We start from the raw sequence: 24,011 nt of genomic DNA on the forward strand, positions 1-24,011 counted from the left end.
CCTTGTTATGGAACAAGTGACAACGCAGTACAGCATTAAGGTCGTGAGATACTTTATTATCGCCTCTTTAATCTGGGCTTTTGTGGGTATGATCATCGGCGTGATCCTCGCCGCTCAATTGTATTGGCCTGTACTCAATTTCGATTCTCAATATTTCCAATTTGGACGTCTTCGTCCACTGCATACCTCTGGCGTTATTTACGGGTTTGTGGTCAATATTTTAATGGGTACGTCACTCTACATTGCCCAACGAACGGGTCATTGTGGGCTGTTCAACAAAAGTTTGTCATGGATGGTCTTTTGGGGATGGCAATTTATTCTGTTACTTGCGGTCGTCTCCTTACCCGCGGGTCACACCAGCTCAAAAGAGTATGCGGAACTTGAATGGCCAATCGATTTAATGATTGTGTTGGTTTGGGTGCTCTATGCTGTCTTGTTCTTCGGCACCCTTGCCAAGCGAAAAGTGAGCCATATCTTCGTGGCCAACTGGTTCTTTGCAGCGTTCATTATCGTTGTTGCCATGATTTTCATTGTGAACAACCTCGCGATGCCGGTCTCGGCAATGAAGTCTTACTCTGTATTCGCAGGCGCTCAAGATGCGATTGTTCAATGGTGGTGGGGACATAATGCCGTCGGCTTCTTACTGACCGCTGGTGTGATTGGTATGAACTACTATTTCATTCCCAAAGCAGCAGATCGACCTATCTATTCCTACCGCTTGTCTGTCATCCACTTTTGGGGCTTGGTCGGCTTTTACACATGGGCCGGAACGCACCACTTAGTTTATTCTTCCGTTCCCATCTGGATTCAAAACATCGGAATCGTGATGTCGTTAATATTGTGGCTCCCTTCCTGGGCGGGTGCGTTCAATAGCGCAATGACCCTGCTTCAAAACAAAGAAAAGCTGAAGTCCGACTACATTCTTTTATTCTTTTTCTCAGCGATTCTTTACTACTGTTTAGCGACATTCGAAGGCCCGCTACTTGCTATTCGCTGGTTCAACATGGTGGCACACAACACCGAATGGATAATCGGTCACGTACATTCCGCAGCACTCGGATGGGTAGGAATGTCAGGAATTGCGGTTTTTTACTACTTCATTCCTCGCTTGTGGGGCCAAACCGAACTCTGGTCACGACGTCTCATTAAATGGCACTTCTGGCTTGCTCATGCTGGCGTGGCGATTTATGCGATCGCACTTTGGGTCGCAGGTATTGGTGAAGGTTATATGTGGCTCGCTCAAAATGAAAATGGCGAACTGATTTACAGTTTTGTCGAAGCGATGGACTTCAAAGCACCTTGGTTGTTCTTACGATTCTTTGGTGGTGCGTTGTTTGTTCTGGGGTTATTCCTAATGGCATTTAACTTATTTAAAACCGTTCGTATGCCAGCAACACTTGATGCTAAACACGCTTATAGCGAAGGAGGCTTAAATGATGAGTAAAGACTTTACGCATTCAATCGTCATTTTAATTGTGACTACCGTTGTCGTCGCCTCCTTCTCTCTGTTGGTTTGGGTAGTGCCAAGCATTGTCCGTGGGGATGATATAGCCAAGGGCAGCTTAGCGATGCCGCTCACACCTCTTGAGTTAGCAGGACGAGACATCTACATCAGTGAAGGCTGTCATGTGTGTCATACGCAAATGGTTCGCCCTCTAGAACCGGAAGTGAAACGAAATGGTCGTCCGAACAAAGAAGCAGACGACATCTATGAGTTCCCTAACTTATGGGGATCTAAACGTACGGGTCCTGACCTAACAAATTTAGGCAGAAAATACTCAGACCAATGGCATGCTATTCATTTAATTGACCCTCGAAAAGTCGTACCGACATCGATCATGCCCGCCTACCCTTGGTTATTTGAACAGACACTGTCAGGCGACGATATAAGTGACAAGATGGAAACCCTCCGCATACTCGGCGTGCCTTATACCGACCAAGAAATTGGTGACGCTCGATTACAAGTAAGAGGAAAAACCAAAGGTGAAGCTCTGATCCGTTATCTACAAAGCCTTGGTAAAGATACGTCACAGGAGGTATCACAATGAGTACATTTTGGAATCTATGGGCGGTAATTTTAACCTTGATTTTCTTCGTTCTTATGGTGACCGTTGTCGTTAAATACTGGCGTAGCAATCACCAAGCCGATCAAGACCACACCCTTGGCACTTTTGATGGGATTGAAGAAAAAGATGCGCCACCGCCAAAACTACTCTTTGTTAGCTATGCTATTGCCTTCTTAATGTCTGCAGGCTATTTAGTCCTTTACCCCGGATTAGGAGAATGGGAAGGGTTAGTCGACTGGCAACAAAGCGACGATAAACTCAGTTCACCCAGCACAACGTTAAACGAGCAATTCTCACAAACAACGGAGACCACCCTCGAAGGGTTGTCTGGCATACCCGAAATAGTGAATAGCGGACAGATCTTGTTCCAAACTCACTGCGCGGCTTGTCATCGTGACAACGCTCAAGGTCAGAAACACTTCCCTAACCTTATTGATCAAGAGTGGCTATATGGCGGCAGTGATGAAGCGATCATTCACTCGATCGCCAAAGGGCGAAATGGTGCGATGCCAGGTTGGAGCGAAATAATGCGCCCAGACGAAGTGGCTAAGGTTTCTTATTACTTAGCCTCACTTAATCAACGTCATACCGATGTGCCAGAGGTAAAAGTTAAAGTCGGTAAAGAGCTGTTTGTAAAATACTGTTCCTCTTGTCACGCCGATGGTTCTATCGCGAATCCGGCGATTGGCGTCCCTGACCTTTCAGATGATATCTGGCTGCACGGAGGAAGTATTGAAGAGATACAACACACCATCAACAAAGGCTTGAACAACCTCATGCCTGCGTTCGATAAACAGCTTACGGAGAACGAGATACTCGCACTGGGTGCTTATATTCGACATGCGGGCTCAGAGCAGCAACAAAGACTCGCGAACCTAGAAGCCCAATCTGTTGAACGTGGTGAATATCTCGCTTATGCCGGTGACTGCGTTGCGTGTCATAGTGCAGAAGGTGGCGAACCTTTTGCTGGCGGGCTGCCTTTTGTGACCCCTTTCGGCACCGTGTATTCAACCAATATTACTCCTCACACTACCGAAGGTATCGGGACTTATGACTTCGATGACTTCAGAGCCGCGCTAGTCGCCGGCAAGGGTAAGAACGGTTATCTATACCCTGCTATGCCGTACACGTCATATCAGTATCTTACCGACCAAGACATGGTCGATTTGTGGGAATACATGCAGTCAATCACCGCGGTGCCTCGTCGCAATGACGACAACAGCATGATGTTTCCATCGAACATTCGTCTAGGGCTGCTTGGCTGGAATATTGTGTTCATGGACACCGACCCTGTCGATTATCAAGTACCAGAGGAACTCACAGACAAAGTCGACAACGTGGAGAAATGGCAACAAGGTAAATATTGGGTGGCTGGCCTTGGCCACTGTTCTGAGTGCCACACGCCACGAAACATTGCCCAAGCGCTGATACCCGAACGCATTTTCCAAGGTAACTTGATTGATGGTTGGAATGCGCCCGATATTACGGCCAATGAATTGTATATCGATGGTTGGGATGAAGCGACACTCACCGACTTCTTACACACTGGTCACTCAGACAAAGGGACGGCTTTTGCGGGCATGGCAGACGTAGTGAAAAACAGCCTAAGCTTGATGACACGTGAAGATATCGAGTCGATGTCCTACTACTTGCTGAGCGGTGATATCAACAACACCATTAGCAGTGACGCTGTGCCGTTGCAGCCTAAAGGGTTTGATGAAGAGTCTTACGCGGCTGAAATCTACACCACGTATCGCCAAACGTGTGGAGCATGTCATGGAGACGACGGTAAAGGTCGCGACCCTATCGCCCCTACTCTATTGAATAACGGCATTATCATGCACAGTGACCCATTCAACACCATTGCGGTAACGGTGCGCGGTCTACAACCGACCTATCTCGACAAAGATAGAAACTTCATGCCAATGGCAAGTTTTGAAGATGTACTGTCGGATCAAAGGTTGGCTGAGTTGATCACCTTCGTGCGATTGCACCTAGGGGATAGAGAAGAGCCAGTAACGGCAGAGCACGTTCGAGAGGTAAGAGAAACGCTTGAAGCTGCAGGTTACGCTGGAGGATTACACACCACACCTGAAATGTACGAAAGTCGAGATAAGAATATTAACATTCGTTAGTCGACAAACCGACCATGCAGGAGGCCAAATTCAGGCCTCCTCTTTGTTTTTTAATAGAGCGGTTTTTTAATAGAACAGTTTCTAATAGAACGGCTTTTAATAGAACGGTCCCCAATACAACTGTGTTTTAGTACAGACGAGCTTTGATACAAACGTGTTTTTTATATTCTAATTACACCCAATCTCGACACGTTACCCACCAAACGTTTTAACTAACTGATTACATAATAAAGTCAATTCACACATAATGAGATCGATATCCCAGAACAAAGATGTGACTAAGTGCATAATCTTCATTATTTTATAAAGATGTACTAAGGGACCGTCTATGGATACAACAACTCTCATCTACGATACATTGGAAGGGTTATCGAGCGCAGAGCCTCAACAGCACGCTCAAATTCGCCAAAATCTATACAACCAATTAGATTTATCATTTGAGAAGCAGTTAGCCTTGTATTCAAATGTCCTAGGACCAGCCAGTGCAGGCCGTTTAACAGACCTTGAAAGTGCAGTCGTTTCTGCATGTAAGATTGTTGGTTTGAAAAAATAACCCGCCTTGGTGCTGAGTATTTCTTTCTAGGAACCAAAAATTAAAACGCTGCGAATTCGCAGCGTTTTTTGTTTTCTTACAACAAAGGCTTTCATACATAAACTCAACTCTTGACTCCTATCCTAGCTTCTAGCAGGCAAACCGTATTGATAACGGTTCGCGATAAGTCCAATTCTCTCTGTTTTTCAAGTTACACGCATTCTCATTTAGTTAATCTTATGTTCCATTTTTAACAGGTGTGCAACCTCAACAATGACGCTAATGTTAGTAGCACGTTAACCACACATCGGATGGAAGAATCATGAGAGTACTTATTGAATATACACAAACAGGCAAATACCGTGATCATGCGTGGGAAGCACTAACAATTCGTTCGAAAGGCGAAATTCAAGCTGTGACTCCCTCTTATGCGGCTCAACTTATCGAACAGAACCGCGCCAGCTTATCTACTACTGAGAATCAAGATATCGTCATCCAACCTTAATGAGTTTAGGAACTATCCCTCCCGGTTCTTAAATTCTCTGCTTTACTCGCTTTAGTTATCAATACGATACTGAGAAAAACAGAGTTTGATGACATAAAAAAAACGCTGCACGGATGCAGCGTTTTCTTGTTTCTAGCCTATCTGATATCTAACGTAGATAGCCTCTAACTTACATAGCTTTTAACGTAGACAGCTTCCAACGTAAACCGTCTAATTATTTTGGCAGGTTCTCTAACGCTTCAACCATCGTCATTAATTTATCGACAATTCTTTCGCCATCAACTCGCAAGCCATTGTGTTCGTACTCGTTGGTGATCCACGCTTTTGAATTTGGAATATTCGCCAGTGTTTCACGGCTGTAATCCAGTTCTACGTACATGTCGTCAGCGTAAACTGCACATGCCATTGGAACCGTATTCTTGCTTAGCTGTTCAGCGTTGTACAAAGTGCCCCAATCCGATTTCTCAGCCAACATGTTCGCCGCTTCACGCAGTGGCTTCAGCGTTTCTAGTTGGTCGAACATCCACGGGTACACCATTTCTCCAGTAAACCAGAACTCGCTACCCGCTTGGTAGTTAAAGTGTGGGTACTGCTCACGCACTCTGTGTGCAGACCAGTTAGACGCTGTACCTTGGCAGTAAATCGATTCATGCAAAATCGCGTAAATTGGGTTGGTTAGGTAGCCCTGCTCTTGTTGCATTTGATTAAGGAAGCTGTAGCTCAACTGCTTGTTACCGTTCACTTCAACAAACGCACTTTCTAGCGTGAAGTACATAGGAAGGTTTGCTTCGCCGCCACCAAGATTAATGCCTATTAGCTGGAACTGTTCAACTGTGAACACTTGACCGTTTGGCAGCCTCACATCGTTGTTGAGCAGGTAATCAGAGATCTCACGACACATAGCCTGTGCTTGCGGGAACTGAGCAAAGAAAGCTCTGTTTTTGTCTTCTACACGCTTGTAAGTCGCACGATAAACATCATCAGCTTCACGCTCAATAGACGGAATGCCACCTGTTACATAACAGCGCTGTAGGCTTTGTGGGAACAATGACAAGTAGCTCAAGGTGCAGAAACCACCAAAGCTTTGACCAATCGTCGACCATTGTTTAACACCGAATTGCTCGCGAATCGCTTCAGCGTCTCGAACGATGTTGTCTGCTCTGAAATGCGTTAAATATTCGACTTGTTGCTCTGGCGATAAGTGCGCCAAGGTTTCATGGCTAATCACCGTGCTGTTACCTGTACCACGTTGATCAAGAAGCAGAACACGATAGTTTTGTAATGCACGCTTTAGCCAACCTGATTGACCGCTAACACGTGGAGAAGGAAAGCCTGGACCACCTTGAAAGTAGATCAACCACGGCAGTTCTTGCGCATCTTTTGCGAGATCAACCAGTTCACGTGCGAAGACTTGGATCTGCTGTCCATCTTTTGCTTGGTAATCGAGTGGCAACTCAAAAGAGTGCTGACGATACAGGGTGGTTCCATCAATAAAGTTAGCTTGCACGCTTCATTCCTTTTTATCTGATTCTAAAGTCATCGGTACGAATAAAAATAGCGCCATTTGGCACCTTAGTTAGCAAGATACGCATAGTGGCTTGTAAATGAAACCGTTTGTTTAACATGAATGTGAAGGTGCTTCATCTAATCGCTTAATTTACCTTCAACGCGTAACAACATGTGTCAAAACAGTCAGTTTAGAAGGGTTTTATCCAGCGAGAAGCCAAAAGAATGAAGTGAAGTAAACCAAAAGCGTGAGGCAAATAAAAAGAGCTTAACGAGGTGAGGATACGTTAAGCTCTTTGGTTTTATCTGGGTTGATAAACTAACTGGCTTATTTGCCGTTAATCTATCGAATCTATTCGTTCTAACAAATCTATCGAATCTATTCGTTCTAACAAATCTATCAAATCTATCAAATCTATCAAATCTATCAAATCTATCAAATTAAGCGAATCTAGCGACTACGAAGCCGTCAATTCACCTGCACCTTGAGTCGAACGTTGGCTACTTTCGACAAGGATAGCTGTCGCAGTCTCTTTCAACGCGGCCCACTCTCCATCATCAACTTCAATGCCATCGTTCCACGCTTTCTCTTGAGTTTTAAAAAGCGCTTCCGATTCAATGTGTGTTTGGTAGCCATCTGACAAACGTTCGATATCGAAATCCTGGACGGAAAGTTCGATGGTCATATTGTGGATATGTTCGTCCGATGCCAGTGGCAAATCTGATAAAAACAGTTCTGGAGCAACGCAACCACGATTAAGAACATACAAAGTGCTCTTGGGGTTAGAACCATTATCCCAACGTGCGGTACACGCGATGCCTTTCGCGGCCAGTTTCACAAGCTCGCTGTACGCTAACCAACGGTTGTGACAGTTGTTTAGCTCAATTTTCAGTGTCTTCTTACCAACCATTTTTTCAATCGAATAGTCCATAATCACGGGAAGATGACACGCTAAGCTCGCCTTGTGCAGGTCAACTTCAACGGTATTATCGCTGCTCACTTGAATGTCTACAGGGCAATCGTCTTCAAGACCCATAAAGTTGCTCGCATTGTTAAAATGACGAACTCCATCCAAACCGACCATTTGTAAATCTGCCACCATGTTCGCTATTACATCGGCTTCACCACATGTACGACGCATCCCCAAAAAGGCTTTATTGACGGCCGCTACCAGTTCATTGTGAGAAACGATCATAACGATTTACCTCCATGTTGAGCGTTGATATGTGTAGTAGCTTTTTGTGAGTCAGCCATCTCCGCTTCACTTGGTGCTTCACTTGGTAAGACTGGGAACACCCATTCGTCCTGATGAATCTCATCAAGCAATGGCGCACCTTGGAAAAACGTCACTCGTACCCAGCGATCTGAGCGAGGGTCAAACTTAGTCGCACCAAACATCGCTAGCTTACAACGCAGTAAGTGCATTGGTGGTGAATCTTGGTGCAGCACATTCATTTGAATGTCGCCCATCGCTTTGTTACCCAGCGTCCACACACGGCGCGCGATTGCACGATGCTGCGGCTGTTTAACAAGGAATTCAGCCAATGAAAGCTCTGGCGCGAATTGCAATAAAGCATGGTACAAACGGTAAGCTTGACGACCGATATCTAACGGCAATTCACGCTCTTCACCTAACTCTTCACCTCGAACACCGAGTCTTGGCTCTTCTTTGTCTTGAGAGCGATACCAGAACCAGTAGTTGTTCTCTGCTTTCGTAAAGTCGGTCGTGATCGCCCAACGGTACTTTTCTTCTAATACAACCAGAAGATCTTGAATCTTTTTGCCACTAGGAAGCGACAGTGTTTCGCTGCAATTCATTTGCTCTTGATGGGCGTCCACTAATTCTGGGTACAATTCCATCAAACATGAGATAAGGATTTCTTGGGCTTCCATACTCATTTGCTTAGATTGCTCGACTAACTGCGCCCATGTATCACACTGGCTGACAGACGTTTCTAGCGATTGCTCTGTTGCTTTCAAATCATCAACAGCGGCTTTGTTCAGCTCTTGTTGTGTTTCATTGATGGTAACGACTTGTTCTAAATGACAAATCGCTTTTTTAACTAATGTACGTAGTGGCTCAATCAACGCCGTATCTGTCTGACTGGACAACACGTCCGCCAATGCATGCTCACGGGTTGTCATCCACTGATCGACAATACTTGGGTGGTTAATCAGGTATGGCGCCATGCCTAAGCCTGTCGCGTTACCAACGCCTAGGTAGCGTTGTAATCCACGGTGCAAAGCAATCGCTTGTTCGCCGCCTTGTTGTTCTGCTAGGTAATGAACCCAATCTAGACTGAACTCACGCAGCATATAAACCGCACACATTTGTGCACTGAACGACTGATTAAAATCTTCATTTTTTTCTAAAATTTTGAAGTCAGCAATGCCAAATTTGCCATTACCGTAAACTGCAGTGGTTCGTAGGATGTAGCCCACTTCAGCCAATTCTTTAGGTGTTGGTTGAACACCTTTAGCCAAGTGACTAACGATATGTTCAAACACACGTACACTTTTATTAGCACGCGCTAAAACAAGCACATTGTTAGGGTTACGGCCTGCTTCTTGAAGCGGTACATTCGCACGAAGTCTTTCAAGTAGGGTGACATCAACATCACCAAGAACAAGCGCAAACGTTACGTCCCACTTTTCAGCAATTACACGGTCATTTCGTTCGTCGTCTGCAATTTCATCGCAAAAAACAACCAAATGATAAACATGGTTTGGCGTCGCTAGCTTATAGATAACGTGACCAAAACCTTGAGCGTCTAATTGCCACTCATGCTTAGTCACTTTCCATTCTTGCTGCGCCATTTTACGAATCAGAGTTCTTACGAAGCTGATGCGTGTTTGGTGCATAGCACCTAGCCTTTCCGGTGCCATGACGACTGTTGCGTCACGTAATGCTGATTCAGTGTAGGTAGAACGATGTGCATCCATTTTGCTCACCACCTTATAGTTATAGGATTTTGCTAGCCATTCAGAACCGATCGTTGCCGTCATTTTAAGCATTCGTTGTTACAGTATGCTGGTTAGCTTTCACGTTATGTGGGGCAAGCGAGCTCGCCCCTTATTATTTGTCCTGACTAGATCGATTGACCTAAATACTTTGCCGTCCGATGTATCTTCACCAGTACGGGTTTGCTGTTCCTTTCGGAATTTTTGCATCAGCCTTCTTTCGAAGGCTGATTTGTTCTTATTTAATCAGTTTCTTGTTTTACAGAGCTCTTGTCTTACAGAGCCCTTTTCTTTAAAAACTCTGCTCTTTAAAGAGCCTGTTCTTTAGAAACCTTGTTCTTTCGCCATCTTGATTGCGATTTGAGGCGCATTCCAAAGCGATGGCAGTAAGATTAAGGACACCGGTACCGCTGTGATAACAATGAACGATTGCAGCGCAGAAATACCGCCTGAACCTAGGGAAATCAGAATTAACGCTGTTACCCCCATCATCACACCCCAGAAAGTACGAATAATTGCATTAGGTTCTGTCTCACCACTGATAACCACACTGATGGTGTAAGTCATCGAGTCACCCGTCGTTACGATGAAGATCGTGGTTAAGATCAAGAACAAAATAGAAATTAGCATTGGCATAGGTAGCTGCTGAGTTACCGCCAGTAGCGCGCCTGGTAAGTTGAAGCCTTCGAACGCTTTACTTACGCTGCCTGGATCTGCGATTTCGAACGCAAGACCAGAGCCACCAACAATAGTGAACCAGAAGCAAGTTACAAACGGTGCAATAAGGCTAATGGTTGATACCAATTGGCGAATACTACGACCGCGTGAAATACGAGCGATGAAGATTGCCATCATTGGGCCGTAACCTAGGAACCAACCCCAGAAGAACACTGTCCACCAGCTTAACCAACCTTCGTCACCACGGTATGTTGCCATTGGGATGAAGTTATCTATCATGCTGCCTACACCTTGGATGTAGCCATTAAAGATGAAGTTCGTTGGACCAAAGATAAGGATGTAGACCATCAATGCCATTGCTAAAATTACGTTGTAACGGCTTAGCATTTGCATTCCGCGGTTAAGACCACTTAATGCAGACAATGTGTAAAGCACGATAGCGAACAAGATGATGATTAGCTGTGTTGTGAAGCCATCTGGAATACCAAACAGTTCATTCAGTGCGTAGCTGACTTGCAAGCCTAAGAAACCAATCGGGCCGATAGTACCCGCCGCTACAGCGACAATACAACATGCATCAATCAGTGCGCCGGTGTGGCCTTTTAGTGCTCTTTCGCCCAAAACTGGGTAAAGCAAAATACGAGGTTTAAGAGGCAAGCCTTTGTCGTAGTGAAGGTGCATAACCACGATAGACGTTAAGCTGCCCACAATTGCCCATGCTAGGAAACCCCAGTGCATGAATGATTGTGATAGAGCATTCACCGCACCTTGTTGTGCGTTTTCTTGTGCGCCATACAACGGTGGTGGGTTAACGTAGTGTGCGATAGGCTCTGCTGCCGCCCAAAATACACCGCCGCCCGCAAGTAGCGTACAGAAGATGATAGCCATCCAACGGAAGCCATCCATTTCAGGTTTCGCGATGCCGCCTAGGATAACCTTGCCTGTTCGCCCTGCCGCCAGGCCAAGACCAATAAGAAAAGTCAGAAGAAGAAGCATTTGCCAATAAGGGCCGAACACTTTTACAGACCATGCAAAGCCCGTGTTTACTAATGTAGAGAGTAGCTCCCCATCAAACAAAGCAAGCGTTACGAACAGAGCGATAAAACCGCCGCTGTACCAAAGTGCTGGGTTGGTTAGTCCTAACTTGTCTGAAGTAGATTCAGACTTAGGTTTTTTGCTTGCTGTGTTTGCTTGACCCGCATTTACGTTTGAAGATTTCACGCTATTGGTTAAATCAGACATACTCTGACTCCAGAGGTTTCTTTGCAGCTGTCATTTTAATGATGACTACAAGAGGTGTATTTAACACCTGCCCTATTGTTTTTTGTGTTGGGCAGGCTAATCCATGTTTGGGTTACCGCGTTGCGAAATAGACCGTTGTTCCTTTTGAATAGTGAAATTAGTTAAAACAGCACTTCTAAATGAACGTTAATTAGAAGGCTGCTAATTCGATGATTACTAGTGAGAAAGCGCTTAACCCTTGCTTTGAGGCTCTAGGCCATCTTTCAAGAAGTTAAACCAGTTTTCTCCCAAGACTTGCCCAGCTTCAGACTCACTGAAACCATGACGCATCAATCCGTTATAAATATTTTCCATACCCGCACTACCACAGAACCAAGGCAACGCATCTGGCCAACCTGAGTTGTTCGCAGAGCCTTCTCCGTAGTCCATGGCTTTAGACCAACGACCATTTCTCATCCATTCAAGAACGGCTTGAGGTTGGTTTAAGCATAGGTCACTACCAATACCTAGGTGTTCTACGCCAACCATGTCAGCGGTAGTCGCAACCATTTGGCAGAAATCTTCCAACGTACATTGGCTGCCATTTGGTAGGTGGAATGGGTATAAGCTGAATCCGATTAAGCCACCGCGTGCGGTTAGGGCTTTAATCACATCGTTTGATTTGTTTCGTAGTGCATCATGAGCAAACGTTGGGTTCGCATGGCTGATACAAATAGGACGAGAAGACAAGTCAATCGCCTCAAGCGTTGAACGCTCGGCACTGTGAGACATATCGATGATCATGCCCACTCGGTTCATCTCTTCGATTGCTTGCTTACCAAAGCGAGTAATACCGGTGTCGTTCTTCTCGTAGCAACCCGTCGCCAATAAGCTCTGGTTGTTGTACGTCAATTGCATGATCAAAAGACCTTGCTGACGCATCACTTCGATAAGACCAATCTCATCGTCGATTGGAGAACAGTTTTGAGCACCTAAAAAAATGCCGACTTTGCCTGTCGCTTTTGCAGTTTCAACATCAGCCATTGAATGAATCGGCATGATAATGTCTGCATTCTGCTCGAATCTTAAGTTCCATTCTGCAAAGCGAGATAAGGTTTCACGAGCTGTCTCGTGGTAAACCGCGGTAGCGTGAACTGCTGTAATGCCGCTCGCCTTTAGTGTTTGGAAATATTCTCTGTTCCAATTGCAGTATTGCAATCCATCTATAACAATCCGTTGCTGGTACATAACCACTCCTATTGAAAGCTCAGTGTTCTAGCTCGGTTTTGAAAACACGCTCAAATAACATGTTTTCAAAAATGGGTTAAATCACTTGTCTAATTTCGTTTGCTGCTTTGGTTTGGATGTTGGCCTGACTCTGTGAATCAGGCCAATTCGATAGCTGGATAGCTAGAGACTTAATATCTTCAGCTATCCAATTCTTATATAGAAAGTTGCTTAGTAAGGACGCTGGTAAGCTGTCTTCACCACTGTGTAGAACTCTTTCGCGTATTGACCTTGCTCACGAGGACCGAAGCTAGACTCTTTACGACCACCAAACGGTACGTGGTAATCTGTGCCTGCTGTTGGTAGGTTCACCATCACACAACCTGTTTGCGCTTGTTGCTTGAACATTGCGCTAGTACGTAGGCTTTGAGTAATGATGCCGCCCGTTAGGCCAAAGCGAGTATCGTTGGTTGTCGCGATAGCTTCTTCTAGGTCAGCGACACGAATCACGCTTGCCATTGGTGCAAACACTTCTTCTTGGTTCACTTCCCAATCGTTCTTAGTGTTTAAGAACAGCGTTGGAGACATGTAGAAACCTTCGTGTTTCATGCTTAGGCGTTCGCCACCAAATGCCAGTTCACCGCCACTTTGACGTGCTTTCTCAACCCAACCTAGGTTTGCTTCAAGCTGGTTGCCGTCAACAACAGGGCCCATGAATACGCCGTCTTCTAGTGCGTGACCCACTTTAAGTTCGCTCATGCGTTTGATTAGTGCTTCAACGTATTGATCGTGAATGCCATCCATTACCACTAGACGAGAAGATGCTGTACATTTTTGACCCGCGCCAGAGAACGAACCTGCGATAGTCGCATCAACAGCTGTTTGGATATCAGCATCATCAGCAACCACAAGTGCGTTCTTACTGCCCATCTCTAGTTGGCAACGAACGAAGTTTGGCGCTGTAGCAGCCGCAACCTTACGACCTGTATCAACAGAACCAGTAAAGCTCACACCGTTCACATCTTTAGAGTTGATCAGTGCATCACCTACTTTAGAACCGCTACCTAGAACAAGGTTAAACGTACCTGCTGGCATGCCTTGGCGGTGGATGATCTCAGTTAACGCAACGGCACTTGCTGGTGTTAGGTTTGCTGGTTTCCAGATAACGCTGTTACCGAAAGCCAATGCTGGAGCGATTTTCCAAGCTGCAGTTGCTGTCGGGAAGTTCCAAGGAGAGATGATGCCGATAACACCCACCGCTTCACGAGTCACTTCTACAGAAACGCCAGGGCGTACTGATTCTGCGTTATCGCCAATTTGACGAAGCACTTCAGCCGCAAAGTACTGGAAGAACTGACCTGCACGATAAATCTCACCACGACCTTCAGCAAAAGGCTTACCTTCTTCACGAGAAAGCAAAGTACCCAGCTCGTCACAACGTGCAATCAGCTCATCACCAATCGCTTGAAGTACCGCTTGCTTACGTTCAATCGGCGTTTTTTCCCACTCTGGTTGAGCGTGCTTCGCCGCTGAAATCGCTTGTTGAACTTGGTCAGCACTTGCTTGTGCGAAGTTACCGATGTTTTCAGAAATATCTGATGGGTTAATGTTCGCAACGGTGCTTACACCCGCTTGCCATTCGCCGCCAATGTAAAGTGCGTTTTCTGCTTGAACATTCTGTAATTGAGTCATCATTCTGTCCTTGTAACGGTTAGGTTGCGGTTGAGTCTGGCAACCATCTGGTTAATTAATAAACTGTTAATATTCAGGTAATTAATTGCTAAAATAAGATGTATATTTTGTTTCTAAAGTGAACCACGTCGCTTGTATCAATAAACCACTTCAATTCAAAAGAGTTTTGATCCGCAAATAGCTTTAGTTCACAGTCTGATTATTCAGGTTGAGACGCCGATGCATAAACCACGAACTCGACCAGCATCTCTTCTCTTGCTAACCCTGCAACGACGACCGCAGCACGGTTTGGATAAGGTGCATTGAAGTATTCTCCGTATACGCTATTTACCGTTTTTAGATATTCACGGTCTGTCACGTAAATCAGAACTTGCAGCACTGAATCCATCGATTCGCCTGCACACTCCAACGTATGAACAAGGTTGTTAAAAGTCTGACGCGTTTGCGCTTCAATACCGCCTTCTACTACTGCGCCAGTTTCATCAATTGGAATCTGCGCTGTGTATAGAGTGCCGTTATTAACGATTGCCCACTCTAGTGGTGCTTTTGAAGCAAAAAGCTCGGTTTTTACTGGGTGTTTTTTAGTTTGTGCGTTCACGATTCCATCCAACTTTGTAACAACTATGTTTCAAGATGGTTAAATACTGCACCTTGACGACTGATAAATCTAACGGTAAATTTTGTGCATTTGATAAATAAAATCTATCACCTTTCAAAAAGTAAGGTATAGCAAGGGCTAGAGAAGGATCAGTGCCATGAGTATTAAGCTACAACAGTTAAAACATTTCGTTTTAGTGGTCGAAGAAGGCGGATTTCGAGCAGCATCTCACCGTGCGAATCGATCGCAAGCGGCACTTTCTACGTCAATAAAAGAGCTAGAAAAAATACTTGGTCAGCCACTGTTTGAAACAGGCAACAAATCAACGCTGACACCTTTCGGGGAAATATGCCTCCCAAAAATCATTCAATTCCTGAATGTTTACAAAGCATTAGACAATGACCTGCGCGCAGCCGCGGCAGGACAACAAGGAAGAGTTCGAATAGCGAGCGTGCCATCGGTCGCTGCAAAATTAATCCCTAGTGTCTTAGGGGCTTTTTGTGAGCAGTACCCTAATGTAGAAGTCAGCTTGATTGATGATAATGCGGCAGGTGTGGAAGCGAGACTACTGTCTGGAGAGGTGGATGTTGCCCTCGGAAATAGCTCCCATTTAGAAGAAGAGAGCATCGACTTCACGCCTTTACTTTCCGATCCTATAGGTGTGGTCTGCCTCAAAGACAACCCTATCGCCTCTCAAAAAGAGGGAATCGAATGGCAAACTTTGTTAAAACAACCCTTCATTCGCAATGGTACTTGTACCCTACTTGACCCAACACCCGCACGAATGCTCAGTGAACAAGCTCTGTATTCAGTAGAGAACATTACTTCGCTGTTTTCGGTGTTAGAGCTCGGGATAGGCGTGACCACACTACCTAAACTGGCTTTCCCAACCAATGAAACCCGCTTGGTGTGGATTCCATTGATTGATCCGCCTTTACAGCGCCAGATCGGTATTTTCAGGTTGGCTGACCGTACGATATCGCCACAAGCACAAGCCTTTCACGATTTGTGTATTCAGTACCTAAGTTATGAAGACTCATAAAGGAAGCTGATTAAGTTCGCTTCCTTTATAAGGCCCATGGTGGAGCATGACCTTCGATTTAGCTCCACGTTTGGCCTTTGTATCTTTGTATCTTTGTATCTTTGTATCTTTGTATCTTTGTATCTTTGTATCATAAGTTTTAGCGCCGATTTTCAGCTCTGTACATCCATATTTGGGGCTGAATGATTCCCAGAATCTCTTTCTTAAGTGACCATTTAGCCGTTTCAAAGCATGATTTATGGCTGTGTGACAAACAAATCAAAAAATATTTTATTTTCGATAGAGAACGCCGTATAGATAAATTACTCAACAAACAAAGGCTTACATCAGTGGTTAAAACGGTGCCAGCGGCTACCGGAATGACGCTCTGTAATTTATTTAGAATTGATTGTAAGTGTTTGAATAGTCTTAATTGATAAGATCGTAAGCGGCCCAATTAACCCTCTAAATTCTACTGAAAATCCCCTCCTGCCCTAGAAAATAAAACATCTTAAATTCTCATGAATATTCTAATCGAACTATTACTTTCATAAATGGAAAACACTCATTTCAAAAATGGAATTATTGATGTCGATATTTGTCGTTTTGATCACATAATTTTAGGCGTAGTTTATATTTTGTCGAAACGATAGCGAGTCAGTTTATTTCGTTTAATTTCGTCAGGAGATATAAAGCCAGAAAGATTATTTCTTTGTTAACAAGTAAAGGTTTATTAACAAGTCAAATTGCTATTAACAAGTAAGTGCTAGTAACAAAACATATTCAAACTGTGTTTTATATTAACTTACACTGTTAAATATAGGGTTTTATTATGAGGCTTAATGGGATAAGTAGCGACATCCTTGTTGCTGCTAAAAGAGTTGTTCTCTGCCAAATAGTATTAGCCGTCGGTGTAGTTTTATATGAAGTGTTTTTTGGTAATAAAGTAGATATGGAGTCTTCAGCTTTGGGTGTCGTAATCGCGATGTTACCACCGCTGTTTGGTTTTATATATGCAAGCCTTAAGGTGCACAAGAATCCTAATTATAGTTTACGTGACTTAATGCAAATGAGTCGTGTCGTGAAAATAACCTATACATTCTTAATGTTTATCTTGGCATTCCAGTTTTTTAAATTGGATAACCCAGTAATATTATACGCGTATATTTTCACAATGATTGGGTACTTCTTAACACCATTTATTACTGCCTCTACAAGATCGGAGTACGTGTAGTATGGATCAAGTCACTACCGCTCACGAATACATAGAGCATCACTTAACCTTCTTAACTACAGGTGATGGTTTCTGGGCGTTCAACATTGACTCAATGTTGGTATCTTGGATTACGGGTTTATTGTTTATTGGAGCGTTTCGATATGTAGTGACCAAGGGCACTAGCGGTGTTCCAGGTCGTTTTCAATGTTTTATCGAGCTTATCTTTGATTTCGTTAACAACCTAGTCAAAGAGATTTTTCAAGCGGAGGATAAATTAATAGGGCCACTGGCATTAACCACTTTTGTTTGGGTGTTGTTAATGAATGCAGTCGACCTATTACCAATTGATTTAATACCAGGGTTAACTCGTGCAATAGGTTTAGAACACTTTAGAGATCTACCGACAGCGGATGTGAATATCCCAATGTCGATGGCACTCGGTGTGTTTATTCTACTGTTAACGTATACGTTTAAGAATAAAGGTTTGAAAGGCTTTATCAAAGAGCTTACTACTCAGCCATTTGATAACCCTCTTTTATATCCTGTTAACTTGGTTCTTGAATTAATAACATTAATTTCAAAGCCAATATCACTAGGCTTACGATTATTCGGAAACATGTATGCAGGCGAGATGATATTCATCCTTATTGCATTAATGCCATGGTGGATGCAATGGGCACTGAGTGTTCCATGGGCCTTATTCCACATATTAATCGTATTCTTACAAGCATTTATATTTATGGTACTGACCGTTGTTTATCTAGCAATGGCAACAGAAGAACACCATTAATTAATAACTAAAAAATTAACCAACAAATTATTTATCGGAGATACAAATGGATATCGTAAGCGCAGTTTTATATGTAGCAGGTGCATTACTGATCGGTTTAGGTGCAGCAGGCGCGGCATCTGGTATTGGTAACTTAGCAGGTAAATACCTTGAAGGTGTTGCTCGCCAACCAGACCTTACTCCAATGCTTCGTACTCAATTCTTCATCATGATGGGCCTTGTTGATGCTGTACCGATGATCGGTGTTGGTATCGGTCTATACATCATCTTTGCCGTTGCTTAATTAAAAGCTTTGAAAAGATCGATTTGTAAATAATCAAGATTTAGTGAGGAAGGTATGAATTTAAATGCCAGCATGTTTGGTCAAGCAATCTCATTCGTGATTTTTGTTTGGCTATGCATGAAATATGTATGGCCCCCTCTCACCGCGATGTTAGACGAGCGCCAAAAAGAAATTGCTGATGGTTTACGCCACTCAGAGAATGCAGCGAAAGAGCTAGAACTAGCAAAATCAAATGGCGCACAAATCGTCGCAGATGCGAAAAAAAATGTGACCGAACTGATTGAGCAAGGTAAAAAACGCCGCAACGAAATCATCACCTTAGCTCACCAAGAAGGCGAGCAAGAAAAGGCACGCATCTTAGAGCAAGGTAGAGCTGAACTAGAAGGCGAACGTCAAAAGTTACGCCGTGAACTTCAGGCGGATATGGCAGACGCTGTTATTCAAAGTGCACAGAAATTGATCAGCAAAAACCTAGATTCTGAAACGAACCGAGCGTTAGTTGATCAAATGATAAGCGAACTCTAAACGGAGGCAATATGTCAGATTACACCAATATTGCTCATCCCTACGCTAAAGCATCGTTCGACTTTGCTTTAGGTGAAAACAAGTTACAAGAGTGGCACTCAATGCTGTCCATTCTTGTGACGGTAGCGGAAGAAGAAACGATCGCTAAACAGATTTCATCAGCAGAAGGTGTTCACACACAGCAATCTGAAGAACTGGTCAATCTCATCATTCACGTTTGCCAAGGACTTGTTGATGACCACGTCATTAATCTCATCAAAGTCTTGGCTGAGAATGGCCGTCTTGCCGTGATCAGAGACTTGTTTAACTTGTTCAGCGACCTAAAGGACGAACATGAACGTGTAATTCCTGTCACTGTCACCAGTTCAGAATTGCTTACACAAGATCAAGTTACATCACTCACTGCTGCACTTGAGAAGAAATTAGAGCGTCAGGTTGAAATGGAACAGGTTATTGATGACTCGCTGGTTGGCGGGATCGTAATCAAGGCGGGTGAAACCGTCATCGATGGTTCTTTGAACACATCAATTAACCGTTTGGCTCATCAACTTCACGCGAGATAGGTAACAATTATGCAATTAAATTCAAATGAAATCAGCGACCTGATTAAAGATCGCATCTCGAAATTTAATGTGAGCACCGAAGCTCGCAACGAAGGCACTATCGTCTCGGTTCGTGACGGCATCATTACCATTAACGGCCTTGCGGATGTCATGCAGGGTGAGATGATCGAGCTTCCAGGTGGCAAATACGCTCTTGCTCTTAACCTTGACACGCACTCAGTCGGTGCCGTGGTTATGGGTCCCTACACTGACCTATCTGAAGGTATGAAAGTGAAAGGGACAGGTCGTATCTTGGAAGTACCAGTAGGTAATGGACTTCTTGGCCGTGTAGTGAACACACTAGGTGAGCCAATCGATGGCAAAGGCCCAGTGAGTTGTGACCGACTAGACCCTGTAGAAGTAATTGCACCCGGCGTAATCGAGCGTAAGTCTGTCGATCAACCTATTCAAACTGGTTATAAAGCCGTTGATACCATGGTGCCTATCGGTCGTGGTCAACGTGAACTTATCATCGGTGACCGTCAAACTGGTAAAACAGCGTTAGCTATCGATGCGATCATCAATCAGAAAGATTCTGGCATCAAATGTGTTTACGTGGCTATTGGCCAGAAAGCCTCTACTATCGCAAACGTTGTTCGTAAACTCGAAGACCACGATGCGCTTAAAAACACCATCGTTGTTGTTGCATCAGCATCAGAATCAGCCGCGCTTCAATACCTTGCTCCTTATGCGGGTTGCACCATGGGTGAATACTTCCGTGACCGCGGTGAAGATGCATTGATCATCTATGATGACCTATCAAAACAAGCCGTCGCTTACCGTCAAATCTCATTGCTACTTAAACGCCCACCGGGTCGTGAAGCCTTCCCTGGCGACGTATTCTACCTCCACTCACGCCTACTAGAACGTGCAGCAAGAGTAAATGCGGAATACGTTGAGAAGTTCACAAACGGTGAAGTGAAAGGCAAAACAGGTTCATTAACCGCGCTTCCTATCATTGAAACTCAAGCGGGTGACGTATCGGCGTTTGTACCAACCAACGTAATCTCAATCACCGACGGTCAGGTTTTCCTACAAACCCAACTATTCAACTCAGGTCTACGTCCTGCTGTTGACCCAGGTATCTCGGTATCTCGTGTGGGTGGTGCAGCTCAGTGCAAGATCATCAAGAAACTGTCTGGTGGTATCCGTACATCATTAGCTCAATACCGTGAATTAGCCGCATTTGCTCAGTTCTCTTCTGACTTAGATGACATGACGCGTAAGCAGCTTGACCATGGTGAGCGTGTAACCGAACTGATGAAGCAAAAACAATACTCGCCAATGTCTGTCGCTGAGCAAGCAACGGTTATCTACGCTGCAGAAAAAGGCTATTTGGCTGACGTAGAGTTGCACAAAGTTGCGCGTTTTGAAGAAGAGTTAATTGCTTACGCAAAAGGCCAAAACCCAGAGTTGTTCGACACCATCAACGCGAACGGTGACTACAACGACGAGATCGACAGTGCACTTGCAAAACTGCTTGGTGACTTTGTAGCGTTGAAAGCTTGGTAAACGCTCCGGTTTGTTGGCTGGAAATCAAAACAAATTAGGAGCAGATAATGGCAAATACTAAAGAAATTCGCACCAAGATAGGCAGTGTTAGTAACACTCAGAAAATCACCAGTGCAATGGAGATGGTTGCGGCAAGTAAGATGCGTAAAGTTCAAGACAATATGACGCTAACACGTCCCTATGCCGAGAACATGCGCAAAGTTATCTCTCATGTCGCATCAGGGTCGCTGGAATACCAGCACCCCTATCTTCAACAACGTGAACCAAAACGTGTTGCTTACATCATTATTTCGTCCGATCGGGGCTTATGTGGTGGCTTGAACTCGAACTTGTTCAAGAAAGTGCTAGAAGAAATGGAACAGTGGCGTACCAAAGGTGTTGAGGTAGAAACCACCTTAATTGGTTCAAAAGCTATCTCATTTTTCCAACGCAGCGGCAATGTTATCGCGCAAACGTCAGGTCTTGGTGACGCACCTAAATTAGAAGACATCTTAGGTACCGTTAACGCGATGCTGGGGCATTACGACGACGAAAAAATCGACAGTTTGTATCTCGTTTATAACCAGTTCATCAACACCATGGTTCAAGAACCAACGACCTTGCAGTTGCTACCCCACCCTTCAGATTCTGAGGCCGATGGCGGTACGAAAAAAGCGCGTCGTTGGGACTACATCTATGAGCAAGCGCCAAGAGACATCCTCTCTGAGCTGTTACATCGATACATTGAATCGCAAGTTTATCAAGGCATCGTAGAGAGCATTGCCTGTGAACAAGCAGCCCGAATGGTAGCCATGAAAGCGGCGACCGATAACGCAGGCCAACTCATCGATGATTTGCAGTTGGTTTACAACAAAGCGCGACAGGCTGCCATTACCCAAGAACTGAGTGAAATAGTCTCAGGTGCTCAAGCTGTCTAAGGGCAGAAAGAGTGGGTCAGAATAGAATTTGAGGATTTAGAGATGAGTGTTGGAAAAATAGTTAAAGTTATCGGCGCGGTGGTAGACGTCGAGTTCAGCGGCGGCAACAGCCCACGCGTTTATGATGCATTGAAAGTGACGAGCGAAGAAGCAAGCTCGCTCGTATTAGAAGTTCAACAACAGCTGGGTGGCAGTATCGTTCGTTGTATTGCAATGGGCACGTCAGATGGCTTGCGCCGCGGCCTAACTGTTGAAAACACAGGTTCTCCAATCACGGTTCCAGTGGGCGAAGAAACCTTAGGCCGTATCATGAACGTGCTTGGTCAGCCAATTGATGAATGTGGCGAAATCGGCCAGAAAGAAAGCTACGAAATTCACCGTGAAGCTCCTTCTTATGAAGAACAAGCCAACAGCACTGAACTTCTAGAAACAGGCGTTAAGGTTATCGACCTTATCTGTCCGTTCGCGAAGGGTGGTAAAATTGGTCTGTTCGGTGGTGCTGGCGTAGGTAAAACCGTCAACATGATGGAGCTTATCAACAACATCGCCAAAGCCCACTCAGGTCTCTCTGTATTTACCGGTGTTGGTGAACGTACTCGTGAAGGTAACGATTTCTACTACGAGATGAAAGAAGCTGGCGTATTAGACAAAGTTGCCATGGTTTACGGTCAAATGAACGAGCCACCGGGAAACCGTCTACGTGTTGCGCTGACTGGCCTGACTATGGCTGAGCGCTTCCGTGACGAAGGTCGTGACGTACTGTTGTTCATTGATAACATCTACCGTTACACACTGGCAGGAACAGAAGTATCCGCACTGCTAGGCCGTATGCCATCAGCAGTAGGTTATCAGCCAACGCTGGCTGAAGAGATGGGTGTTCTACAAGAACGTATCACATCAACCAGACAAGGTTCGATCACGTCTATTCAAGCGGTATACGTACCTGCGGATGACTTAACCGATCCATCGCCAGCAACAACCTTTGCTCACTTAGATGCAACCGTTGTACTGTCGCGTAACATCGCTGCTTTAGGCCTCTACCCTGCAATCGACCCATTGGATTCAACCTCTCGCCAATTGGATCCTCTTGTGGTTGGCCAAGAGCACTACGACATTGCACAAAAAGTACAAACAACGCTGCAACGCTACAAAGAGTTAAAAGACATCATCGCGATTCTTGGTATGGACGAGCTATCGACTGAAGATAAGCAGACCGTATCTCGCGCTCGTAAGATTGAACGTTTCTTAACTCAGCCTTATCACGTAGCCGAAGTATTTACTGGTCAGAAAGGTGTATTTGTACCGCTAAGTGAAACACTGAGAGGCTTTAAAGGCCTGCTAGGCGGCGAATACGACGATATTCCAGAACAGGCTTTCTTGTACTGTGGTTCTATCGACGAAGTGCTTAACAAAGCAAAATCACTCTAAAAAGGTAGGTGCATCATGGCTATCGGAGTTACAGACAATACATTTCAACTTAATATCGTAAGTGCGGAAGGTACGCTGTTTTCAGGTCCAGCGTATGCCCTAGCCGTTTCTGGCGCTGACGGTGAGCTGGGGATTCGCCCAGGTCACTCCCCGCTTCTAAGCAAAATAAAGCCGGGCGTGACAGTGTTTGTCACAGACCCTAAATCAGAGGGACAAGTGCTGTATGTCTCTGGTGGCATGCTCGAAGTTCAGCCGGATGTGGTCACGGTGTTAGCCGATACCGCCTTGCACGGTAAAGACATTGACCGCGCTCGCGCAGAAGAAGCGAAATATGCGGCTCTTGAGAATATCAACAAGGGCAATGTCGACATCAATTTTGCACAAGCTCAGCTTGAACTGGCAAAAGCCGTTGCTCAGCTACGCGCATCAGAACTGACGTCTTCTCGCACTCGTCACTGAGAATAGAACTTAGATGCAGGTGCTAGATGCTAGATGCTAGATGCTTAGTGCTTGATGTGTAAATAGTCTACCCACTTAAAAACAGTTTAAGTGGGTAGACTACATCCGATGTTATTGAATCAACCCCTTCCCTGCC

The 24,011-nt window shown here is 44.8% G+C and carries 22 protein-coding genes; 15 read left to right on the forward strand and 7 right to left on the reverse strand.

Annotation, left to right across the window (positions count from 1 at the left end):
• Nucleotides 1-7: 7 nt before the first annotated feature.
• The 5 genes from ccoN to QUF19_RS25800 all read left to right on the forward strand — a co-directional run bounded on the left by ccoN (nt 8) and on the right by QUF19_RS25800 (nt 5,238).
• Nucleotides 8-1,444 (forward strand): cytochrome-c oxidase, cbb3-type subunit I, encoded by a 1,437-nt coding sequence (gene ccoN / locus QUF19_RS25780; RefSeq protein ID WP_286301115.1) that lies wholly within the window; start codon nt 8-10, stop codon nt 1,442-1,444.
• The gene (locus QUF19_RS25785) at nt 1,434-2,048 is read left to right on the forward strand and encodes a cbb3-type cytochrome c oxidase subunit II (protein WP_286301117.1); all 615 of its coding nucleotides are present in this window, start codon (nt 1,434-1,436) and stop codon (nt 2,046-2,048) included. Before ccoN ends, QUF19_RS25785 begins: the two co-directional genes overlap by 11 nt.
• The gene (locus QUF19_RS25790; protein ID WP_286301119.1) at nt 2,045-4,201 is read left to right on the forward strand and encodes a c-type cytochrome; all 2,157 of its coding nucleotides are present in this window, start codon (nt 2,045-2,047) and stop codon (nt 4,199-4,201) included. Before QUF19_RS25785 ends, QUF19_RS25790 begins: the two co-directional genes overlap by 4 nt.
• A 328-nt stretch (nt 4,202-4,529) precedes the next feature.
• Complete coding sequence (locus tag QUF19_RS25795) at nt 4,530-4,754, forward strand: PAS factor family protein (protein ID WP_076670032.1); 225 nt, start codon at nt 4,530-4,532, stop codon at nt 4,752-4,754.
• A 301-nt stretch (nt 4,755-5,055) separates the two neighbouring features.
• Entirely contained in the window at nt 5,056-5,238 is a 183-nt protein-coding gene (locus tag QUF19_RS25800; RefSeq protein ID WP_004730424.1) for a hypothetical protein, read from the forward strand.
• Between the two features lie 214 nt (nt 5,239-5,452).
• On the opposite strand, the gene QUF19_RS25805 is transcribed toward QUF19_RS25800, so the two are convergent.
• The 7 genes from QUF19_RS25805 to QUF19_RS25835 all read right to left on the reverse strand — a co-directional run bounded on the left by QUF19_RS25805 (nt 5,453) and on the right by QUF19_RS25835 (nt 15,122).
• Complete coding sequence (locus QUF19_RS25805; protein WP_286301152.1) at nt 5,453-6,745, reverse strand: alpha/beta fold hydrolase; 1,293 nt, start codon at nt 6,743-6,745, stop codon at nt 5,453-5,455.
• A 457-nt stretch (nt 6,746-7,202) separates the two neighbouring features.
• Entirely contained in the window at nt 7,203-7,940 is a 738-nt protein-coding gene (locus QUF19_RS25810; protein ID WP_102435007.1) for a DUF3726 domain-containing protein, read from the reverse strand.
• Nucleotides 7,937-9,751 carry a hypothetical protein gene (locus tag QUF19_RS25815; RefSeq protein ID WP_286301154.1) on the reverse strand — a complete coding sequence of 605 codons (1,815 nt, stop codon included), beginning with the start codon at nt 9,749-9,751 and terminating at the stop codon, nt 7,937-7,939. Before QUF19_RS25815 ends, QUF19_RS25810 begins: the two co-directional genes overlap by 4 nt.
• A gap of 279 nt (nt 9,752-10,030) precedes the next feature.
• Nucleotides 10,031-11,626: a BCCT family transporter gene (locus QUF19_RS25820; protein WP_286301157.1), complete on the reverse strand. Its 1,596-nt coding sequence runs from the start codon at nt 11,624-11,626 to the stop codon at nt 10,031-10,033.
• A 231-nt stretch (nt 11,627-11,857) separates the two neighbouring features.
• Nucleotides 11,858-12,853, reverse strand: coding sequence for a membrane dipeptidase (locus tag QUF19_RS25825; RefSeq protein ID WP_029222845.1), 996 nt, complete (start codon nt 12,851-12,853; stop codon nt 11,858-11,860).
• Between the two features lie 210 nt (nt 12,854-13,063).
• Entirely contained in the window at nt 13,064-14,524 is a 1,461-nt protein-coding gene (locus tag QUF19_RS25830; protein ID WP_286303311.1) for an aldehyde dehydrogenase family protein, read from the reverse strand.
• Nucleotides 14,525-14,723: 199 nt separating this feature from the next.
• Nucleotides 14,724-15,122, reverse strand: coding sequence for a RidA family protein (locus tag QUF19_RS25835; protein ID WP_004730412.1), 399 nt, complete (start codon nt 15,120-15,122; stop codon nt 14,724-14,726).
• Between the two features lie 157 nt (nt 15,123-15,279).
• Here QUF19_RS25835 and QUF19_RS25840 point away from each other — a divergent pair, with 157 nt between their 5' ends.
• From QUF19_RS25840 to QUF19_RS25885, 10 genes are all read left to right on the forward strand, one after another.
• The gene (locus tag QUF19_RS25840; RefSeq protein WP_019823356.1) at nt 15,280-16,164 is read left to right on the forward strand and encodes a LysR family transcriptional regulator; all 885 of its coding nucleotides are present in this window, start codon (nt 15,280-15,282) and stop codon (nt 16,162-16,164) included.
• Nucleotides 16,165-16,975: 811 nt separating this feature from the next.
• A complete protein-coding gene (locus QUF19_RS25845; RefSeq protein WP_004730409.1) occupies nt 16,976-17,377 on the forward strand; it encodes a hypothetical protein in 402 nt (133 codons plus the stop codon).
• Between the two features lies 1 nt (nt 17,378).
• On the forward strand, nt 17,379-18,149 hold the full coding sequence (atpB, locus tag QUF19_RS25850; RefSeq protein WP_286301164.1) for a F0F1 ATP synthase subunit A: 771 nt from the start codon (nt 17,379-17,381) through the stop codon (nt 18,147-18,149).
• 46 nt (nt 18,150-18,195) lie between these two features.
• Entirely contained in the window at nt 18,196-18,432 is a 237-nt protein-coding gene (gene atpE, locus QUF19_RS25855) for a F0F1 ATP synthase subunit C (RefSeq protein ID WP_004730405.1), read from the forward strand.
• A 54-nt stretch (nt 18,433-18,486) separates the two neighbouring features.
• Nucleotides 18,487-18,957 (forward strand): F0F1 ATP synthase subunit B, encoded by a 471-nt coding sequence (locus QUF19_RS25860; protein WP_171307887.1) that lies wholly within the window; start codon nt 18,487-18,489, stop codon nt 18,955-18,957.
• Nucleotides 18,958-18,968: 11 nt separating this feature from the next.
• On the forward strand, nt 18,969-19,520 hold the full coding sequence (locus QUF19_RS25865) for a F0F1 ATP synthase subunit delta (RefSeq protein WP_009844933.1): 552 nt from the start codon (nt 18,969-18,971) through the stop codon (nt 19,518-19,520).
• 9 nt (nt 19,521-19,529) lie between these two features.
• Nucleotides 19,530-21,071, forward strand: a complete 1,542-nt coding sequence (atpA, locus tag QUF19_RS25870; protein ID WP_016766773.1) for a F0F1 ATP synthase subunit alpha — start codon at nt 19,530-19,532, stop codon at nt 21,069-21,071.
• Nucleotides 21,072-21,118: 47 nt separating this feature from the next.
• Nucleotides 21,119-21,988, forward strand: coding sequence for a F0F1 ATP synthase subunit gamma (gene atpG, locus QUF19_RS25875; protein ID WP_286301292.1), 870 nt, complete (start codon nt 21,119-21,121; stop codon nt 21,986-21,988).
• Nucleotides 21,989-22,030: 42 nt separating this feature from the next.
• Nucleotides 22,031-23,416, forward strand: a complete 1,386-nt coding sequence (gene atpD / locus QUF19_RS25880) for a F0F1 ATP synthase subunit beta (protein ID WP_004730394.1) — start codon at nt 22,031-22,033, stop codon at nt 23,414-23,416.
• 15 nt (nt 23,417-23,431) lie between these two features.
• Entirely contained in the window at nt 23,432-23,875 is a 444-nt protein-coding gene (locus QUF19_RS25885; protein WP_017074015.1) for a F0F1 ATP synthase subunit epsilon, read from the forward strand.
• The last annotated feature ends 136 nt before the right edge of the window (nt 23,876-24,011 follow it).

The sequence above is a fragment of the Vibrio sp. FE10 genome (assembly GCF_030297155.1).
GTDB classification, from domain to species: Bacteria; Pseudomonadota; Gammaproteobacteria; order Enterobacterales; family Vibrionaceae; genus Vibrio; species Vibrio apostichopi.

Excerpts from the sequence above, each read along its gene's own strand:
- ccoN (WP_286301115.1), top strand. The coding sequence starts at position 8 with ATGGAACAAGTGACAACGCAGTACAGCATTAAGGTCGTGAGATACTTT.
- QUF19_RS25785 (WP_286301117.1), top strand. The coding sequence starts at position 1,434 with ATGATGAGTAAAGACTTTACGCATTCAATCGTCATTTTAATTGTGACT.
- QUF19_RS25790 (WP_286301119.1), top strand. The coding sequence starts at position 2,045 with ATGAGTACATTTTGGAATCTATGGGCGGTAATTTTAACCTTGATTTTC.
- QUF19_RS25795 (WP_076670032.1), top strand. The coding sequence starts at position 4,530 with ATGGATACAACAACTCTCATCTACGATACATTGGAAGGGTTATCGAGC.
- QUF19_RS25800 (WP_004730424.1), top strand. The coding sequence starts at position 5,056 with ATGAGAGTACTTATTGAATATACACAAACAGGCAAATACCGTGATCAT.
- QUF19_RS25810 (WP_102435007.1), bottom strand. The coding sequence starts at position 7,940 with ATGATCGTTTCTCACAATGAACTGGTAGCGGCCGTCAATAAAGCCTTT.
- QUF19_RS25815 (WP_286301154.1), bottom strand. The coding sequence starts at position 9,751 with ATGACGGCAACGATCGGTTCTGAATGGCTAGCAAAATCCTATAACTAT.
- QUF19_RS25820 (WP_286301157.1), bottom strand. The coding sequence starts at position 11,626 with ATGTCTGATTTAACCAATAGCGTGAAATCTTCAAACGTAAATGCGGGT.
- QUF19_RS25825 (WP_029222845.1), bottom strand. The coding sequence starts at position 12,853 with ATGTACCAGCAACGGATTGTTATAGATGGATTGCAATACTGCAATTGG.
- QUF19_RS25830 (WP_286303311.1), bottom strand. The coding sequence starts at position 14,524 with ATGACTCAATTACAGAATGTTCAAGCAGAAAACGCACTTTACATTGGC.
- QUF19_RS25840 (WP_019823356.1), top strand. The coding sequence starts at position 15,280 with ATGAGTATTAAGCTACAACAGTTAAAACATTTCGTTTTAGTGGTCGAA.
- QUF19_RS25845 (WP_004730409.1), top strand. The coding sequence starts at position 16,976 with ATGAGGCTTAATGGGATAAGTAGCGACATCCTTGTTGCTGCTAAAAGA.
- atpB (WP_286301164.1), top strand. The coding sequence starts at position 17,379 with ATGGATCAAGTCACTACCGCTCACGAATACATAGAGCATCACTTAACC.
- atpE (WP_004730405.1), top strand. The coding sequence starts at position 18,196 with ATGGATATCGTAAGCGCAGTTTTATATGTAGCAGGTGCATTACTGATC.
- QUF19_RS25860 (WP_171307887.1), top strand. The coding sequence starts at position 18,487 with ATGAATTTAAATGCCAGCATGTTTGGTCAAGCAATCTCATTCGTGATT.
- QUF19_RS25865 (WP_009844933.1), top strand. The coding sequence starts at position 18,969 with ATGTCAGATTACACCAATATTGCTCATCCCTACGCTAAAGCATCGTTC.
- atpA (WP_016766773.1), top strand. The coding sequence starts at position 19,530 with ATGCAATTAAATTCAAATGAAATCAGCGACCTGATTAAAGATCGCATC.
- atpG (WP_286301292.1), top strand. The coding sequence starts at position 21,119 with ATGGCAAATACTAAAGAAATTCGCACCAAGATAGGCAGTGTTAGTAAC.
- atpD (WP_004730394.1), top strand. The coding sequence starts at position 22,031 with ATGAGTGTTGGAAAAATAGTTAAAGTTATCGGCGCGGTGGTAGACGTC.
- QUF19_RS25885 (WP_017074015.1), top strand. The coding sequence starts at position 23,432 with ATGGCTATCGGAGTTACAGACAATACATTTCAACTTAATATCGTAAGT.